General features: G+C 64.6%; 16 protein-coding genes. 8 read left to right on the plus strand and 8 right to left on the minus strand.

The window, feature by feature from the left end; translation table 11 throughout:
- Positions 1-3: 3 nt before the first annotated feature.
- From pepN to CH281_RS01780, 3 genes are all read right to left on the minus strand, one after another.
- Entirely contained in the window at positions 4-2,463 is a 2,460-nt protein-coding gene (pepN, locus tag CH281_RS01770) for an aminopeptidase N (protein ID WP_094692685.1), read from the minus strand.
- Positions 2,464-2,488: 25 nt separating this feature from the next.
- Positions 2,489-3,883, minus strand: a complete 1,395-nt coding sequence (locus CH281_RS01775) for an HNH endonuclease signature motif containing protein (RefSeq protein WP_094692687.1) — start codon at positions 3,881-3,883, stop codon at positions 2,489-2,491.
- Positions 3,884-3,950: 67 nt separating this feature from the next.
- Positions 3,951-4,859 carry an NAD(P)/FAD-dependent oxidoreductase gene (locus tag CH281_RS01780; protein ID WP_032399446.1) on the minus strand — a complete coding sequence of 303 codons (909 nt, stop codon included), beginning with the start codon at positions 4,857-4,859 and terminating at the stop codon, positions 3,951-3,953.
- A 74-nt stretch (positions 4,860-4,933) separates the two neighbouring features.
- Here CH281_RS01780 and CH281_RS01785 point away from each other — a divergent pair, with 74 nt between their 5' ends.
- The 5 genes from CH281_RS01785 (at position 4,934) to CH281_RS01805 (ending at position 7,039) form a co-directional block, all read left to right on the plus strand.
- Positions 4,934-5,434: a MarR family winged helix-turn-helix transcriptional regulator gene (locus CH281_RS01785; RefSeq protein WP_052061312.1), complete on the plus strand. Its 501-nt coding sequence runs from the start codon at positions 4,934-4,936 to the stop codon at positions 5,432-5,434.
- Between the two features lie 68 nt (positions 5,435-5,502).
- The gene (locus CH281_RS01790) at positions 5,503-5,844 is read left to right on the plus strand and encodes a hypothetical protein (protein WP_094692888.1); all 342 of its coding nucleotides are present in this window, start codon (positions 5,503-5,505) and stop codon (positions 5,842-5,844) included.
- Positions 5,845-5,899: 55 nt separating this feature from the next.
- Complete coding sequence (locus CH281_RS01795; RefSeq protein WP_032365231.1) at positions 5,900-6,115, plus strand: hypothetical protein; 216 nt, start codon at positions 5,900-5,902, stop codon at positions 6,113-6,115.
- A 6-nt stretch (positions 6,116-6,121) separates the two neighbouring features.
- A complete protein-coding gene (locus CH281_RS01800) occupies positions 6,122-6,625 on the plus strand; it encodes a Clp protease N-terminal domain-containing protein (RefSeq protein ID WP_094622729.1) in 504 nt (167 codons plus the stop codon).
- A 33-nt stretch (positions 6,626-6,658) separates the two neighbouring features.
- Positions 6,659-7,039 carry a phage holin family protein gene (locus CH281_RS01805; protein ID WP_032390699.1) on the plus strand — a complete coding sequence of 127 codons (381 nt, stop codon included), beginning with the start codon at positions 6,659-6,661 and terminating at the stop codon, positions 7,037-7,039.
- Here the strand turns inward: CH281_RS01805 and CH281_RS01810 are convergent.
- Positions 7,036-7,905 carry a 1,4-dihydroxy-2-naphthoate polyprenyltransferase gene (locus CH281_RS01810; protein WP_032399445.1) on the minus strand — a complete coding sequence of 290 codons (870 nt, stop codon included), beginning with the start codon at positions 7,903-7,905 and terminating at the stop codon, positions 7,036-7,038. The genes CH281_RS01805 and CH281_RS01810 overlap by 4 nt on opposite strands.
- A gap of 47 nt (positions 7,906-7,952) precedes the next feature.
- The gene (locus tag CH281_RS01815) at positions 7,953-9,203 is read right to left on the minus strand and encodes an Hsp70 family protein (protein WP_143544750.1); all 1,251 of its coding nucleotides are present in this window, start codon (positions 9,201-9,203) and stop codon (positions 7,953-7,955) included.
- A gap of 118 nt (positions 9,204-9,321) precedes the next feature.
- Here CH281_RS01815 and CH281_RS01820 point away from each other — a divergent pair, with 118 nt between their 5' ends.
- Positions 9,322-12,591 (plus strand): BTAD domain-containing putative transcriptional regulator, encoded by a 3,270-nt coding sequence (locus CH281_RS01820; protein WP_094692691.1) that lies wholly within the window; start codon positions 9,322-9,324, stop codon positions 12,589-12,591.
- Here CH281_RS01820 and CH281_RS01825 read toward each other — a convergent pair.
- The 3 genes from CH281_RS01825 to CH281_RS01835 all read right to left on the minus strand — a co-directional run bounded on the left by CH281_RS01825 (position 12,588) and on the right by CH281_RS01835 (position 15,213).
- A complete protein-coding gene (locus CH281_RS01825) occupies positions 12,588-13,421 on the minus strand; it encodes an ABC transporter permease (RefSeq protein ID WP_032390596.1) in 834 nt (277 codons plus the stop codon). The two genes, CH281_RS01820 and CH281_RS01825, sit on opposite strands and share 4 nt — an antisense overlap.
- Positions 13,418-14,371 carry an ATP-binding cassette domain-containing protein gene (locus tag CH281_RS01830; RefSeq protein ID WP_094692693.1) on the minus strand — a complete coding sequence of 318 codons (954 nt, stop codon included), beginning with the start codon at positions 14,369-14,371 and terminating at the stop codon, positions 13,418-13,420. The genes CH281_RS01825 and CH281_RS01830 overlap by 4 nt, the downstream gene beginning before the upstream one ends.
- Before the next feature lie 62 nt (positions 14,372-14,433).
- A complete protein-coding gene (locus tag CH281_RS01835; RefSeq protein ID WP_027498315.1) occupies positions 14,434-15,213 on the minus strand; it encodes a PIG-L family deacetylase in 780 nt (259 codons plus the stop codon).
- Between the two features lie 182 nt (positions 15,214-15,395).
- Here CH281_RS01835 and CH281_RS01840 point away from each other — a divergent pair, with 182 nt between their 5' ends.
- Complete coding sequence (locus CH281_RS01840; protein ID WP_094692890.1) at positions 15,396-16,952, plus strand: alpha/beta hydrolase; 1,557 nt, start codon at positions 15,396-15,398, stop codon at positions 16,950-16,952.
- Positions 16,953-16,957: 5 nt separating this feature from the next.
- Positions 16,958-17,338 (plus strand): nuclear transport factor 2 family protein, encoded by a 381-nt coding sequence (locus CH281_RS01845; protein WP_063216100.1) that lies wholly within the window; start codon positions 16,958-16,960, stop codon positions 17,336-17,338.
- The last annotated feature ends 20 nt before the right edge of the window (positions 17,339-17,358 follow it).

A 17,358-nucleotide genomic window follows, 5' to 3' on the forward strand; every position in this document is an offset into this window, starting at 1 on the left:
TCGTCACCCTAGCCGAGCCTGCACGCGCAAACTCCGGGCCAGGTGATCTCTCTGCTCGATCACCAAGCGCCGCAACGCAGCCGGTGCCCACTCGTGCTCGGCGAGCCACACGTCTGCACTGTCGGTCGACGATTGCTGAGGAAAGAGGCGAACAACTATCCTCCGTGCGATCTCGATGCTGCGTGAGGTCCACAACGAGGAGATGGACTCGAAATACCGGTCCTCGTACGGTTGAGTGAGGTCCGGTCGGTGACCCGCCCCGAACCCGGTGATGTAGGCGTCGAGAACATCGTTGGACACGTCGTCGCGCTCGGTGATGGAAGTCCACGCGCTCGCTTTGACTGTGGCGTCAGGGATCGCCGTCGCCGCCGCGGTGTGGGCAGTGCGCCCCGAAAGTGTGTCGTCCGAACCGAGTTCGGCATCCAGCTCTGCGATAGTTGCGTGTCCGGTGGCGGCGAGTGCCAGCCAGAATGCCCAGCGCTGATCGGGGTCCAGCCTCAGCCCGGCAATGGTCGCGGTGCCATCGAGCAGGGAGCGTAGATCGTCGGCCAGGAAGTCGTCGAGTTGCGCAGCCGATGCGACCGCCCGCGCCCACACCAACTGCGCGTCGCTTCCGGGTTCGCTCGATTGCAGCTGCCGCCACGACGCTTCGAGCCAATGCCGGGTGGGCTCGTCCCGTCGGTCTTCGGGGAGGTAGTGCGCGAGTGTGTACGTGACGTTGGCCGTGACTGCGGAGAGCAACCCGATCTTGGGTTCGGTCGGCGCGAATCTGGTTGCGATGTCCAGGTATTCGATCGCAGAGAGCTCGGCGTCCCGGGTGGAGTTCCACAGTGCCGACCACACCAGCCCTCGTGCAAGGGGATCGACGATGCGATCGAGGGAGGTCCGCACTGTGGCGGTGGAGCGCTCGTCGAATCGGATCTTGGCGTAGGTCAGATCGTCGTCGTTGAGCAGAACCAGTGCAGAATCGGGGAAGTCGACGGGCGTTCGCGAGTCGGTGATGTCGAGTTCGTAGCGGTGGGTCCTCGTGAGATTTCCGGCCTCGTCCGGATCGTAGAGCCCGACCGCGATGCGGTGCGGACGCGGATCCGTCTGCTCGACGGCGTCGCCGGTATAAGTCAGGGTGGACACGCCGGTGGTCTGCAGCCACGCGCCCGCCCAGGTCTCGAGGTCTCGCCCGCTGGCGGTGGACATCTCGCTCAAGAGATCCGTCAGGGTCGTATTACCGAAGGCATGCGTGCGAAAGTAGTTGCGGGACGCAGCGAAAAAGGCGTCGGCACCGACGAACGCCCCCAACTGCTTGAGCACGCTCGCGCCCTTCGCGTAGGTGATGCCATCGAAGTTGAGCTTGGCTGCCTCGAGGTCGGTGATGTCGGCGACGATCGGGTGAGTGGTGGGAAGCTGATCCTGCAAATAGGCCCACGCCTTTCGGCGGTTCGCGAAACTGACCCAGGCATCGGTGAACCGGGTGGCTTCGGCCGACGCGTACGCACCCATGTAGTCGGCGAACGACTCCTTGAGCCACAGATCGTCCCACCATTGCATCGTGACGAGGTCGCCGAACCACATGTGCGCCATCTCGTGCAGAATCGTGTTCGCCCGAGCCTCGTACTGGGCTTCGGTTGCCGCCGAACGGAATACGTACGATTCGGTGAACGTGACGAGACCGGGGTTCTCCATGGCACCGAGGTTGTATTCGGGGACGAAAATCTGGTCGTACTTACCGAACGGGTACGGATAGTCGAACTTGTCGTGGAAGAAGTCCAGGCCACGCTCGGTGATGTCGAAGATGTCCTCGGCGTCGAAATACTCGGCGAGGGATGCGCGGCAGTACGCGCCGAGCGGGACAGTCAGATCGCCTCGGGTCCAGGACGATTCGACGCCGTGGTACGGCCCGGCCGCAACCGCGGTGATGTACGTCGATATGGGCAGCGTCGGGGCGAACGTGGTGACTGTGCCGTCGGTGACTCCCGCGCGGTTGGACAGGACCGTCCATGCCGGGGGTGCTGTGACCCTCAGCGTGAACGAGGCCTTCAGATCGGGTTGCTCGAAATTCGCGAACACCCGTCGCGCATCGGCAGGTTCGTACTGGGTGTACAGGTAGACGTTGTCGTCGACGGGGTCGACGAAGCGGTGGAGTCCTTCACCCGACCTGCTGTACCGCCCGCGTGCCCGTATCCGAACGACGTTGTGGTCGGCGAGTCCGACCAGTTGAATGCGAGCTCCGTCGTAATCGACCTGCGCATCGGTGCCGTTGACGGTGACCTCGTCCACGGACGCACCGATGAAATCGACCCATGTCGCCGCAGTCGTGGCATCGAACTCGATAGTCGTCACCGACTCGAAGGTGTCGACGTCCGTGTCCTCGGCGCGCAAGAGGTTCAGATCGACGAGATACTTCACCCCGTCTATGTGGCGCGATCGCCTGCGAGTTTCGGTTCGGGTCAGATTCGCGGTGCTCACCGAACCAACCCTAGGTGATTGTTTTTCACAGGGCGGGTGGGGTGAAGTAGTGACGTCCGAGTGGATCGACGATATGCAGCACTCCGTCCGGAAGCAGTTCGGTGCGCCAAAGTTTGCGCGTTTTGAGGTTGTGGTGGAGCCGACAGCGCGGACCGATGTTCGTGAGGATGGTCCAGCCGCCCTTCTCGGGGCGGTGTCGGTCGAATTCGACGATGTGGTCGAGGTCGCATCGTTCCGAGGGCACGTTGCAGCCAGGATGCAGGCAGTACGGGTTCTCGGCTCGAACCGTCGCCGCGAGAGCTCGACTGGGTGTATAGCTCAGCGCGCCTGGCGGCGGGAGTTTCATGCCCCCATGGCCGTCGGGGTACAAGGCGTGGATCCCGATGGGGTCGTCCCCGACGATGGCACGCCACCGTTCGATCAGCGTTCCTCCACCCGGCCGCGATCGGGTAGCTCTGGTATTCACAGAGCCGGGCGTGGGAAGCCTGGGTGGCGGTGCGTCCGGTGGGATCGTGTTCGGTGATTGGCTCGTCGGCGGCTCGTCCCCCGTTGCAGCGGAAGTGGAACTGCCGCTGCGTGTTCCGTCGGTTGCGGCGCAGTCGGTGTCCGATGGTTCGTTGTCCGCTGTGTCCGGATCATCGTGCTCGGGGGCCCTGTCGCCGTCGCGCGGCGTCAGGCATGTCGCGCACTCGCACAGCAGTGTCTCCCCGCGCATCAAGGCGGTCTGAGCGTCGGCCCGTCGTTGGTCGTCCGACCGCGGATCCTCCGGGTGCAGGCGTATGACCTCGGCGTCGATCCGCGAAAGTTGTTCGTCGGCTTCGCCGTCGGTCATCAGTGTGGTCAGGCTCGACAGTCCTCGTGCCCGGCGACGAAGGCGGATTCGCTTCTCGGTGCGTGCGGCACGCTTGCGTACCGCACGGTCCCAGTCGGCGTCGGCCTCGATGAGCAGTCGATCGATTTCGCGGCCCAGAGCTCCCGGTGCCATCTCCCGGGCGGCCTTGAGAATCTCGGTCTCCAGGGCAACGGCCGTCTCCGGACGGGCATGAAGTAGATGATCGTGGATCGTTCTGACTCGCTCCAGATCGAGGGCACCGTCGATGAAGCCCTGACGCACGAGAGGGCGCAGTTGACGCCACATCTGCACCTTGTTGTTGATGGCGGCAAACGTGGACGACAGAGCCGCCGCCAGTTCACAGACTGCCGAGTTGAACAGATCTTTCTCGGTGACCCCGGTGTCCCACGGTGACGCGCCGGCCGTTCGGCTGCGGACATACTCGTCCAGCAGAGCAAGTTCCGAAGCGACGGCAGCGTTGATCGTCCGTCGCGCTCCCAGAACGTCGGCGAGCGGAGAATGGTCCCCCGTCACCCACGCCGCTTTCCGTAGCCCCATGTCACCCCCCAGCGACTGAAGATCGAACACGTATTCGATCCACTGCGGCAAGTGTAGAACAGGGCACCGACACATTCTTCGGCGCTGGCAGGAGGCGTCAGACCGCGCTGACGGCTCGGGTCACATCGAGTTCGAGTAGGTAGTGATTGATGGCGATTGCAGCCTTCGATCCTGCTGCTGCCGAATTGATGAGCTGGGCGGGGGAATCCGAGACGTTCCCCGCAGCCCACAGGCCGTCGACGCTGGTGAGCCCGGTCGGGTCGGTGGCCACCCAGCCGTTGTCGAGGCGAGTGCATCCGATCGATCGCAGGAGCGCGTCGTTCGGAACGAACGTCGGCCCGACGAACACGACTGTTCGAGGAACGACGGTCCCGTTCGTCAGCTCGATGCCTATGACGCGACCGTCCTGCACAACGATTCGAGCAACCGGTACGTCGACGATTCCGACGGACCGCGCGTCGAGTCGAAGGCGTTCGTTTTCACTCAGTTCGATGCCGTTGGTGAAGAAGACGACGTCGTCCGACCATTGGCGAATCAGCGACGCCTGGTGGATCGTGAACGGTCGGTTGGATCCGCCGACCACGGCTATCGGCTGATCCCGAACTTCGTAGCCGTGGCAGTACGGACAATGCAGCACTCCCGAGCCCCACTGTTCGTGAACGCCGGGGATATCGGGCAGTTCGTCTCGAAGCCCGGTGGCCACCAAGACCGACCGCGAGTGCCGGGACTCGCCGCCCTCGAGGCGGACCTCGAATCCCTCGTCGAGTTCAATTACTTTGCCGCGCAGAATTTCTCCGCCGTATCGGAGGACTTCCTCGCATCCAGCCCGATGCAACTCCTCGGGTGTGGAACCATCGCGCGAGAGGAAGTTGTGAACATGGTCGGCAGGCGCGTTGCGTGGTTCTTCGGCGTCGACAACGATCACTTTTCGGCGGGCGCGAGCCAGAAGTGTCGCGGCACTGAGTCCGGCTGGGCCGCCACCGATTACCACGGTGTCGTACGTCAAGATGCCTCCTCGGTGGTGGGATATGTTGTGAACGTAGCAGAACTGTCAACTAGTTAACGATATTGGTGGTGCCGATGACCGATGCCTCGCTTCGTGAGCTGACCTGTGCACGGTGGGCCGAGTTCAACCCGGAGCTGGACACCTCGCCGATGCAGGTGGTGGCCGAGATCAAGCGCATCGTCGCGCTGCTCGACGTGGCCGTCGAACCGATATACGCCGCGGCCGATGTATCCGTCGCCGAGGTGGAATTGATGGTGCCCCTGCGTTACGCGATCGAACCGGTGACGGCAGCGCGGTTGGCGGAGCTGCTCGGCATGACCCGCGCAGGTGTGAGCAAGACGCTCGGAAAGCTCGAACGCCGCGGCTTTCTGCAGCGCGTGCCCAGCGCCGAAGACCGACGGTCTGCGTCGATCACCCTGACCGATCAGGGGAGGCGCATCGTGGATGATGTATTTCCCCGAGAGCTCGAAGCGCACGGACGATTGTTCGATGTGTTGGGTGCACGTCGAAACCGTGTTCTCGAGGCCCTGACCACGCTCGCCGAGTCGATGGAGTCCGGTCTGCCGTCTCGGTGACGTTCCCGTCGGCCTGTGTCACGGCTACGCTCGCCAACACGTGCGGGGCGATTCGTAAGGCGGACACGATGAACACATTTCAGAAGTCGGCGGCAGGGTTCAACACGGTCTTCATGGTCGTGATGAAGGCACCGGTGCTCGACAGGGTGCTCGGACGCTCGATGGGCATTTTGACCTACACCGGCCGGAAGTCCGGCAAGAGGATCGCATTGCCGGTTGCGATCAGCCGGAAAGGTGAGCACCTGAAGGTCAGGGTGGCGATGCCGGACAAGAAGAACTGGTGGCGAAATTTCGTGGACGGCGGCGGTCGTGTCGATGTCGACCTCGGCGGTGTCCAGTACTCCGGCCTCGCGACGGCGACCCGTGACGACCGTGGGCGGGTCTCTGTCGATATCGCTGTGGACCACTGACTTGTGTGTCAATAAAGGTTGACAACCCCTTCTCTGTCAACCTACATTGACATGCATGACAGAAGCCACTGCATTGGCCGCCGCGGCCGCCAGTTCCGATCCGGGGGAGGGGTTGCGTGCCGTAGCCGCACTTCGCCGTCTACTCGAACGTCTGGAAGCCGTCCAGGTTCGCAATGCGCGGAATCAGGGATGGGCGTGGCAGGCGATAGCGGATTCGCTGGGTGTCAGCAGACAGGCCGTTCACAAGAAGCACGGCGGAAAGGGAAGGTAGACAACCATGTTCGAGCGATTCACCACACAGGCCAGGGCGGTCGTCATCAGTGCCCGGCTGCACGCCCGGGCGTTGCACTCGGAGCGGATCGAACCCATTCATCTCTTCCTCGGTGCGCTCGACAAGACCGACGAACCGCTCGGGTCTGCGCTGGCCGAGGCGGGGTTCACCCTCGATAACGCGCTCGAGGACGTGCTGTCGAGGGACGCCCGGGCCCTACGGTCCATCGGCATCGACCTTCACGACGTGATCGACACCGTCGAGAATGCGGTGGGGTTCGGCGACGTCGACCATTCGAACGATTCTCACCTGCCGTTCGCGCCGTCGGCCAAGGAAGCGCTGAAGCTGGCCTTGAAGGAGGCCGTCCGATTGCGGGACAGGGAGATCGGCGTCGAGCACATGCTTCTCGGTGTGATCGCAGGTGCCGATCCATCGTTCACCGAGCTCGTGAGTGTTCGCGGCAGCCTGGACGATCTGCGCGACGCCGTCCTGCTGGTTCGCACGACATAGCTCCGAGCGGGCCCGAACTCTACGATGGGCGCCATGAACTTTCTGATTCGGCTCGTGATCAATGCCGTCGCCATCTGGGTTGCGAACGAATTCGTCGACGGCATCACCGTGACCAGCTCGGGCCGCGGTGACGGGTGGGACATCGTGGTCCTGCTCGGTATTGCGGCCGTGTTGACGATCGTCAACGCGTTCATCAGGCCGATGGTGAAGCTGTTGTCACTGCCGCTGCTGATTCTCACCCTCGGGCTGTTCACTCTCGTCATCAACGCGTTGATGCTGATGTTGACGGGGTGGCTGTCGTCGCAGACCGGTTACGGCCTCGAGATCGTCGGTTTCGCTGCCGCGTTCTGGGGCGCGATCATCATCTCGATCGTGAACTTTCTGCTGGGCGCATTCGTGCCCGAGAAGCGTTAGGCGAACGCCAGCGCCACACCGGTAGCGGCACCCCAGACGAGCATTGCCAGTCCCGAATCACGCAGCGCCGGTATCAATTCGAAGCCGTGAGCACCGCCGCGAACCGGCGAATTGGCGCGCGCAGCGAGGGGTAGCGCGAGCAGGGCAACCAGGGCCCACGGGGTTCGGGCGGTCAGCGCGACGGTCATGGCGAACGGGACGACCAACAGTGCCAGGTGCAGATAGCGCGTGCGGGTATCGCCCAATCGCACTGCGAGCGTTCGCTTTCCGGATTCGGTATCGGTAGGAATGTCCCGAAGGTTGTTCGCGACGAGTACGGCACTGGAGAAAGATCCGACGGCTACCGCGGCGAGCACGCCCGCCCAGTCGATCTGCTCGGCCTGCACGTATTGGGTGCCGAGCACGGCGACGAGTCCGAAGAACACGAATACGGCAATCTCGCCGAATCCGCTGTAGCCGTAAGGCTTCGAGCCGCCTGTGTAGTACCAGGCACCGGCTATGCAGATCAGGCCGACGATCACCAACCACCAAGCGCTCGTGGCGGCCAGGACAAGACCTGCGACGGCACCGACCGCGAAGCAGCCGATGGCTGCCCGTTTGACGGCTCCTGCCGAGGCGGCCTTGGAGCCGACGAGTCGGAGTGGGCCGACTCGGTCGTCGTCCGTGCCGCGGATTCCGTCGGAGTAGTCGTTGGCGAAGTTGACGCCCACGATCAGCGCCAACGAGACGATCAGTGCCAGTAGAGCCTTCCACCACACGCCTGCGTCCAGGGACACGGCTGCACCGGTGCCGACGAGGACGGGGGCGATAGCGTTGGGGAGCGTTCGGGGTCGCGCCCCTTCGATCCATTGTGCTGTGGTGGCCATGAGCGACGATCTTTCCGTATCTGCCGGGAGGGTGCGGACGCGGCCGGTCAGAACGGCAGGCGCGGCAGTACCGGCAGCGGTATGACAGGCATCTGGACACCGGGGATCTGCGGTAGCGGCACCGTCGGAGCGGGCGGCGGTGGCGGCGGGTTGTAGTGCGGTTGATACTGCACGTACGGCACGCTGTCGGCGGCCGGAGGTGGTGCAGCTGACGTCGGCGGCGGGGCCGGGATGTCCGGGGTCGGTGACGGTGTGGCGGTGGTGGTCCGTGCAGCCGAGGGTGTCGTGGTCTGCCGGATGCCCTCGTCCACGCTGGCAGGGGTGCTCAGCGGTTGGTCTTCGCTCTCGGAACTCAGGCCCGAGAACAGTCCGACGGCGGCGATGACGCCCACGATCGGTAGCGCGATCAATCCGAGCCGCGCCAGCGCCGGTCGGTGCGAGACGACCGGTGCAATGCGGTCGACGTCGACGCGTGCAGCGTGCACGGCCGCCCCACCTGCAACGACGAGTTCTGGTTGCTCGGGGACGATGATCGGCAGCTGCAGAAACCGTTCGAGTGTCGTGCGGACCAGAGGGACATTGCTCGTACCGCCGATGGCGATGATGGCGTCGGGATAGAACTCGGCTTCGAGCCCCAGTTGGCGGACCGTGGTGGCCGCCTGTTCGGTGGCCCGGGCGATCGACAGCTCGAAGATGTGGCGCTCGAGAAGAATGTGTTCGCCGTCGGGCGTGCTGGTGGTCTCGTGCGTGGACAGTGCCTCTTTGATGCCACGGCAGAATGCCGTCAGAGCAGTGTCCTCGTCGTGTGTGTGCGGCTCCCGCACGATGCCGAGGCCCAGTATGTGTTCCCGAACCACCGCGTCGAACGAGGCTCCGCTGATTGCCGTCGTACGAGTCGAGCCGTAGGAGCGGCCGGATTCGACGTCGACGATGTCTATGTCGACACCGGTCTCGCCTGCGTCGAACAGGGCGATGGTGCGGTGCTGGCTGGCCAGGCCGGGACGGAGGTACTCGAGGGCAGCGTCGGTCTCGTCGATCAGATGTACGTCCGAGACGTATTCCTCGGCCAGAGCCTTCGTGATGCGATCACGCTCGTCGGCGGTCCGGTATGCAATGCCCAGCGATTGCGGCGCGTCCGGGCGGTCGACGATTCCGCGAACGACCCGCGCGACGTCCTCGGGGGAGGGGGAGAGCTGCCAGTCGTCGAAGGGAGCGGCGTCTGTCCACGTGCCGTCTTCGGTCGTCCGAGACGTGCGGATGCCGCACGTTCCCAGGGACACACCTACCGACGAACGCATCTCCAACCGGCCTCTCCTGTACGGCGACGTGGACACTGTACCGTCTCGAGGTTTGATTAGAGGTCCAAAACAATCCGAACGTCAGGTCGAGGGTGTTCGACGGGCGGCCTACGATCTGATGTCAGTGCGCAGTGACATCTCCGACCCCAATACGACGGACCCCACGACCGACAAACCGGTGGTGGGGCTTCTCGGCGTGGTCACCGCGGCGATCGACGGCCGTTCGGTGCCGGTTCCCGGTGCGCGAGCGCAGTCCCTGCTCGTGTCTCTGGCCTTGCATCCGGGGCGGGCGCGATCACCGCAAACTCTCATCGACGACGTGTGGCCCGACGAACCGCCTCGATCTCCCAAGAACGCGTTACAGACGCAGATCTCTCGGTTGCGGTCGGTGTTGCCCGAGGGTGCACTGGCCGGCGGCCCTGGGGGCTATCGGTTGGTCCTCGGTGCCGAGGACACCGACCTCGGCCGTGCGCAGGCGCTGGCTGGGGCAGCGGGCAGCATGCTCCAAGACGGGCACTGTCAGGAGGCCCTCGATACCGTCACCGAGGCGCTGGGCCTGTGGCGCGGCGAGCCACCGGAAACCGTGCGCGTCGAGGCCGACGTGGTGGAGGCTGCCCTGACATCCCTTCGGGTAGCCGCGTTGCTAGGGCTGCGACGATTCGGCGAGGTGATCCCGCTCGTCAGAGCTCGGGTCACGGCCGATCCAGCGGACGAGGGCGCTGCCGTGGAGCTCATGCGGGCTCTGCACGGCGCAGGTAGATCGAACGATGCGTTGATGGTGTTCGCGTCGCTGCGAACCGAATTGTCACAGCGGTTGGGAACCGATCCGTCGCCCGCGGCGGCGGCTGTGAACGCCGACATTCTCGGACGGATGGATGCGGCCCCGAAGGTGTTGCACACAATAGGATTGCGTGCCGCACCCAATGCCCTTATCGGTCGAGACGACGATCTCGTCGCGATCGAACGAGTCCTGGCCGGCTCGCGCGTGACGACCGTGCTCGGGCCCGGTGGGGCGGGAAAAACGCGGATCGCTCACGCGCTCGGACGTCGGGCTGCTGCGAGAATGCCGGTTGCGTTCGTCGAGCTGGCCTCGCTCCGCAGCGGAGAGGACGTGGCATCCGCCGTGGCTGCGACCCTCGGTCTGGCCGAGGCCGATTACCTGGTGGGAGGGTTGCAGGTCGCTCGGATACATTCGATTCAGGAACGCCTGGTCGACGTGTTCTCGGCCCGACCCGGTCTGCTCGTTCTCGACAATTGCGAGCACGTGATCGACGAGGTTTCGGCGGTAGTGGACAAGCTGGTCTCGGCGACCGATGCGGTGACCGTGTTGACGACCTCACGTTCTCCGATCGGGTCGACGTCGGAAACGGTGTATCCGCTGCCGCCTCTGAGGTCAACCGGTCCGAATTCGCCTGCTATCGAACTGTTCTGCCTTCGGGCACGCGCGGTTCGCCCTTCTGTGGTGCTCGATCTCGATGCGGTCGCGCGGTTGTGCAGATCGTTGGACGGGTTGCCGCTGGCGATCGAATTGGCTGCGGCGCGGGTCAAATCAATGACGGTGGAGGACATCGCCGCCAGATTGGACCGGCGTTTGGTCTTGCTACGTTCGGTCGATCGGACGAGGCCCGAACGGCACCGGACCCTGCATGCGGTGATCGCCTGGAGTTGGAATCTGCTCGCACCCATCGAGCAGGCGGCGCTGCGGCGTCTGTGTCGGTTTCCGGCGGGCTTCGATCTCGATGCCGCACGCCGGGTCGCGGAATGGGCCGACGTCGAGGATGTTTCGGCTGCACTCGATGGGTTGGTCGATCAGTCCTTGCTCTCCGTTGCCGAAACGCAGTCGGGAATCCGCTATCACATGCTCGAGACGGTCCGTGAGTACGGTGAGGAGCAGCTCGACGTCAGCAGAGAGGCGGCCGACGTCGCCGCGCGGATGCGCTTGTGGGCCGAGGCCGTCGCGGTTCGGGTGTCCACGGGCTACTCTGCTGGACAACCGGCCGAGATGGTTGTGGTGTTGGAGGCCGAGCACGACAATTTGTTGTCGGTGATGAGACATTCCTTCGCGCATGATGTTTCGGCCAACGTGTGCACCCTGTTCTCGGTGTTGGGCTATTTCTGGGCCATGCGCGGCGCGCACGCGGAGGTGCTGAATTGGGCCGGCCGAGTGCAGGACAGTATGCGCCGCGGCCTTGCCGGGGCACCCGACGACAATGCCGCGATGTGCCTGCTGGTCTTGGTGGCGCACTTCGCCTACGGCGGGAACCTGCGCCAGGTGGCGAGGATGCGGATCGACTTACGGCATCTCCTGCGCACCAGGCCCGGAATGTCGCCGGGTCTGAGGTTCAATTCCGAGGTGGTGGTCCATCACACGGGCGGCCGCGGGCTGGCCCGAAAACTGGCCCGCGCCAGTCGTTCCGAACATGAGGATGTGCGGTGCAACGCGTACGTGGTTCGCTCCATGCTCGCGCAGAACTCGGGTCGACTGTTCGAGTCGATCAGGGACGGTGAGCGCGCGTTGAGTATCGCTCGTCGACGCGGCGACCTGTGGGCGGTCGGGTCGACGTCGCAGACGTTGGCGAGCTCGTACGGTCTGTCCGGTGACCACGCTCGCGCGGCCGAGTACTACCGCACGGCCGCTGACGTGATGTGGGAGATGCATGCGTACGAGGAGAGTGTGCAGACCCGAACCTTTCTCGCGATGGCCTTGACCGGCGCGGGGCAGACTGCCGAGGCTCGGACGCTGATCGACGAATTATCCTCGTCGACGGGGCAACCGGAGTGGGTTCTCGATGGGGGTGCAGAAAGAACAAAACGTGAGGGCGACGGTGTCGGTGCTCGATGGGATCGAGCTCAACAGAGGTCGACGTCGGCGTCGTTGACCGCGGCGCGAGCCGCGGCGGATCTGGAGGACGGTTCGATCGAGCAGGGGCTGACGCTGTTTCGTGAGGCGCTGGCGATGGGTGGGTGGCCGTCGGACGATCCGACGGATCCGTTCATGTCGATCCTGGTGTGCGCAGCCGTGGGCGCACATGTGTTGCACGAACGTGCCGAGGATGTGCGCGGCGCGGTGGAGCAGCTGGTGCGCACACCGTGGAACAAGCTGATGCCGAGCGGCTTTCACGATATCCCGATGCTCGGTGCCGTCGCCTGCGCGGTGGGTTCTTTCGAGGTGCACTGCGGGGACTCAGAGTTGGGTCTGCGCTTGTTGGCGGCGTCGGAGCGGGCGGTGGGTCGCCAGGATTTTCCGTCGATGCGCATCGATCGGCACGTGGCCGCGGCCCGCGCGATTGTCGGTGACCCTACGGTCGATGCCGGTATCGCGCGGGCTGCTGGTATCACCAGACATGCTGCACTGCAAGAGATCTTGAGTTCGCTACCCGTGTCCTAGGCCTTGCGCATGTACGACTTCACGGTCAGTGGGGCGAAGACGGCGACCATGACCACGGCTCCGACGAGTGAGTACACGACGTGGATACCGAAGTGCCCGTTGTTCGCCAGCTCGCGCACCGCGGTCACCAGGTGCGAGACGGGGTTGATGTTCGCGAAGGACCGGAGCCAGCTCGGCATCGTGGAGGTGTCGACGAAGGCGTTGGACAGGAACGTCAGCGGGAACAGCACCAGCATCGAGATGCCCTGGACCGAGGAGGCTTTGCTCATCAGGGTGCCCAGCAGTGCGAAGATCCAGCTGATCGCCCAGGCGCAGAACATCACCAGTAGGACGGCTCCGGCGAGGCCGAGAAATCCTCCGGCCGGGTGGTAACCCATCGCGAACCCGGTGAGGAAACAGACGACAGCCGCGATCAGGTAGCGGATGACGTCGGCCATCAATGCTCCTGCAAGCGGGGAGATTCGGGCGATCGGGAGAGATCGGAATCGGTCGAAGACACCCTTGTCCATATCTTCTCGCAGCTGTGTGCCGGTGACGACGGAACCGGTGATGACTGTTTGTACCAGGATTCCGGGCACGATCATCGGCAGGTAGGACGTGACGTCGCCGGCAACCGCGCCGCCGAAGATGTAGCTGAACATCAGGGTGAAGATCACCGGTAGCAGCACCACGTCGGTGAGTTGTTCGGGATTGTGGCGAAGCTTGAGCAGCCCGCGATATCCCATGGTGGCGGACTGGGCGGCGGTGCGGGCCAGGCCGATGTGTCGGACGACCGGACGGTCGGCGGGGTCGATATACGTCGACGGTTGCGGAGTGAGAGTAGTGGTCATGCTGCGTCCTCGTCTGCGCTCTTGCCGGTGAGGGTCAGGAATACCTCGTCCAGGCTGGGTTTGGTGACGGTGATTTCCCTGACGTCGATGCCGAAGTCGCGCAGGCGAATCAAGATGTCGGGGGTGATCGATGTGTCGGTCATGGGTGCTGTCAGACGAGCGGACTCGGGGCTGACCGACACTTCTGTGCCCAGTTGCTTCGCGACCAGAGCTCTGGCGTCGTCGATCTGGTTTCGATCCGTGAGAGTCAGTGACAGTGCGGAGGTGCCTACCGAAGACTTGAGCCCGTCGGCGGTGTCGTCGGCGATCACGCGGCCATGATCGATGACGGCGATGCGATCACACAGTTGATCGGCCTCGTCCAGGTACTGAGTGGTCAGTAGAACTGTCGAGCCCGCCGCGACGAGCCGGCGGATGGTGTCCCACATCTGGGCTCGGGTGCGGGGGTCGAGACCGGTGGTCGGCTCGTCGAGGAACAGCAACGGCGGTGCCGAGATCAGGCTCGCGGCCAGATCGAGGCGCCGCCGCATGCCACCGGAGAACAACTTCAAGGGTCGGGACGCTGCGTCCGCCAACCCGAATTCCTCGAGGAGTTCGACGGCCTTGGCTTTGCTGTCGCGGCGGCTCAGGCCGAGGAGCCGTGAGAAGACGACCAGATTCTCGGTTGCGGTGAGATCCTCGTCCACCGATGCGTACTGACCGGTGACGCCGACCAACGACCGGACCGCGGTGGCGTCGGCGACGACGTCTCGGCCGAAAACTCGGGCTGAGCCGCCGTCGGGTCGAAGGAGGGTGGCGAGCATGCGGACCGTGGTGGTCTTACCTGCGCCGTTGGGGCCGAGGACGCCGTAGACCGCCCCGGTTGGGACGGTCAGGCTGACGCCGTCGACCGCGCGTTGCTTGCCGAATGTCTTGATGAGGCCGTCGGCCTCGATAGCTGGTGTGGTCATGGGACAACGATCGCCCCGACCGCTTGCACGACGCATACGTCGCGCTTGCAGCAGCTGTCTCGTCAGAGCGGCAACGATGTCTCTGTCAGTCCGACCCCGCCGGTGCCCCGCAGTTTGCGGAACCATTCGAGACCGAACGCAGTGGTCAGTTGCTCGATCGGCATTGCGAGAAACGGCCCGAAATCGCCGACCTGCGTTTCGTGCGCTTCCATCGCGGCCCGCTTGGCCGCGATGACGCTCGACACGTCCACGACAGTGGTGATTTCGGTTTCCGGCAGTCCGAACGACTCCATGTCCGGTGGTGACGCCTCTTCGCTCCAATGGGGATTGGCTTCCATCAACCTGCGCATGTGGTCACGGTTGGTGGTCGTCTCGTACACGTACGGCGTCTCGGCGATCTCGGCGGCGCGCTTGCCGACGACGTGCACCTGAATGTGGTCGGGGTGGCCGTATCCACCGTTCGGGTCGTAGATGGTGACGACGTCGGCCTGCTCCTCGCGCAACACGTCGGCCAATCGCCCAGCCGCGGTGTCGACGTCGACGTTGCAGAACGCCTCCGGGTTGCCGTTCTCCGGCGTGCCGGCCATTCCGGAATCGGCATAGTGCAGGCGAACGACGCGCGCGACCCCCAGGACGGCAGCCGAACGGTCCAATTCGATGTGTCGGCGCGCGGCCAACGTCTCCCCGTCGGCGAGGATGCCGTCGGGATATTCGCCGACGGCACCGTCGGTGGCCGTCACGAGTACGACGCGGTGGCCGGCGTCGGCCGCGAGCCGCATGACGCCGCCCGTGCCGAACACTTCGTCGTCGGGATGCGCGTGGAAGCAGACCAGAACACTCATGGCGTGAATGCTTGCACGTCGAAGTGGGTGCGGACCAGTCGGCGGGCCAATACGATCTATGGGTGACCACACGGCGGTCGGCCTCGATACGTTCGTATTGGCGGGATTCGCGAGCGGATCGGTACTGTCGCGCACTACATCCGGTGGGGATCGTCTTCGCTCTGGTGTTCTTCGCGCTGTCGATGACTCCGTCTCTGCTACCTCGTGTGTGGTACCTGCAGGCGGTGGCCACGGGGATCAGCGTCGCGATCGGGTACGGCGTGGGGTGCCTCGTTGCCTGGGTGGTCCGGCGCTGCGGAGTGTCACCGGACTGGTCGGAGCAGTGGCGTCGACGTGGGTGGTGGGCGTTGGCCGCGGCTGCGGTGGTGGTGATTCCGCTCTTCCTGATCCTCGGTTCGTGGTGGCAGCAGATCGTGCGCAAGCTGGTCGGCGTGGAGGATCCTGGCCGGCCGCTCTACGTCGCGGTGCTGGTGCTCTCGCTGGTGGTAGCGGTGGCGGTGATTGCTCTCGGCCGCCTGCTGCGCAGAGCGACTCGGGCACTGACGCGATGGGGCAAGCAGTACGTGCCGAGGCCGGTGGCGAGGATCGCCAGCGTGATCGTCGTTGCCTTGCTGGTGGTGTTCGCCGTCAACGGTGCCCTGATCCGGGGGATCGTGGCCGTCGCGGAGAAGTCGGCGTCGACCGCCGACCGCGGCAACCACGAGGGTGTGGAAAAGCCTGATGCAGCAGAACTGTCGGGGTCCGATGCGTCGAACGAGGACTGGGATTCGCTGGGTCAGGAGGGGCGACGCTTCGTGGTCTCCGGGGCATCGCCCGACGAGATCAGTGACTTCACCGGAAGGCCTGCAGTGCAACCGATCCGCGTGTACGCCGGTGTCGAATCGGCCGAAACGGTCGAGGGTGTGGCAGAGCGGGTGGTGGCCGAACTCGAACGTACCGGCGCATTCTCACGGGCCGTGCTCGGTGTCGCGACCACCACCGGACGTGGCTGGGTCAACGAATCCGTCGCCGGCCCTCTCGAGTATCTGTACGACGGAAATTCGGCGATTGCGTCGATGCAGTACTCGTTCCTGCCGAGCCCGATGGCATTTCTCGCCGATCGGCAGACCCCGCAGGATGCCGGACGAGCCCTGTTCGAGGCGATCTACGCGGTGTGGAGCGAACTCCCGGAAGATTCACGACCCAAATTGGTGTTGTTCGGCGAGAGCCTCGGTGCCTACGGCGGGCAGGATGCATTCAGCGGTGCGCAGGACATGATCGCGCGCATCGACGGTGCTCTGTGGGTCGGCAACCCCAATTTCACGCCTCAGTGGGCGCGTATCACGAGCGGACGCGACGCCGGTTCCCGCGAGATCCTGCCTGTCATCGACGGCGGAGAGCACGTGCGATTCGCGAGTTCGTCCGGGGATCTCGACATCGGTGGTCCGTGGGAACAGCCGCGAATCGTGTACTGGCAGCACGCATCCGACCCGATCGTGTGGTGGTCACCCGCTCTGATCCTCGGCAGGCCCGACTGGCTGCGGGAACCCCGCGGCACCGACGTCGATCCGGGAGTGCAGTGGTTCCCGTTCGTGACGTTCTGGCAATTGACCTTCGACCAGGTGTTCTCCACCGATGTCGACGACGGGCACGGCCACAGCTACGGAGCCGACGCGGTGCGCATGTGGGCCGACATCCTCGAACCGCCGGGATGGTCCGACGCCGACGTCGAGCGGCTGTACCTCGAAATGGCGGGTTGACATCGGTGCGGGAGAACGACGAGGTCGGCCAGGTGTTGGAGCTGGAGCGGCAGTTGCAGCGGGCCGAAACCCGGCGTGACAGAAGCAGACTCGTGGCGCTGCTTGCGGACGATTTCGTCGAGATCGGAGCATCGGGGGTGGTGTGGACCAAGCAGTCGATACTCGAGCTGTTGGGCGGAGAGAGTACGGCCGACGGTATCATCGAGGTCCACGATCTCTCCGGACGGATACTGGACGTGGGTGTCGTTCTGGTGCAGTGGACGTCACGACGGTCGGGACGTCGAGCCCGTCGATCGTCGATCTGGCGACGCACCTCCGATGGATGGGAACTGGTGCATCACCAAGGCACACCTGTGGTCGACGGTCCGCCGGATCGGACGGGGTAGCCGAACCCGGGGACACAGAG

The organism is Rhodococcus sp. 06-221-2 (assembly GCF_002258365.1).
GTDB lineage: Bacteria > Actinomycetota > Actinomycetes > Mycobacteriales > Mycobacteriaceae > Rhodococcoides > Rhodococcoides fascians.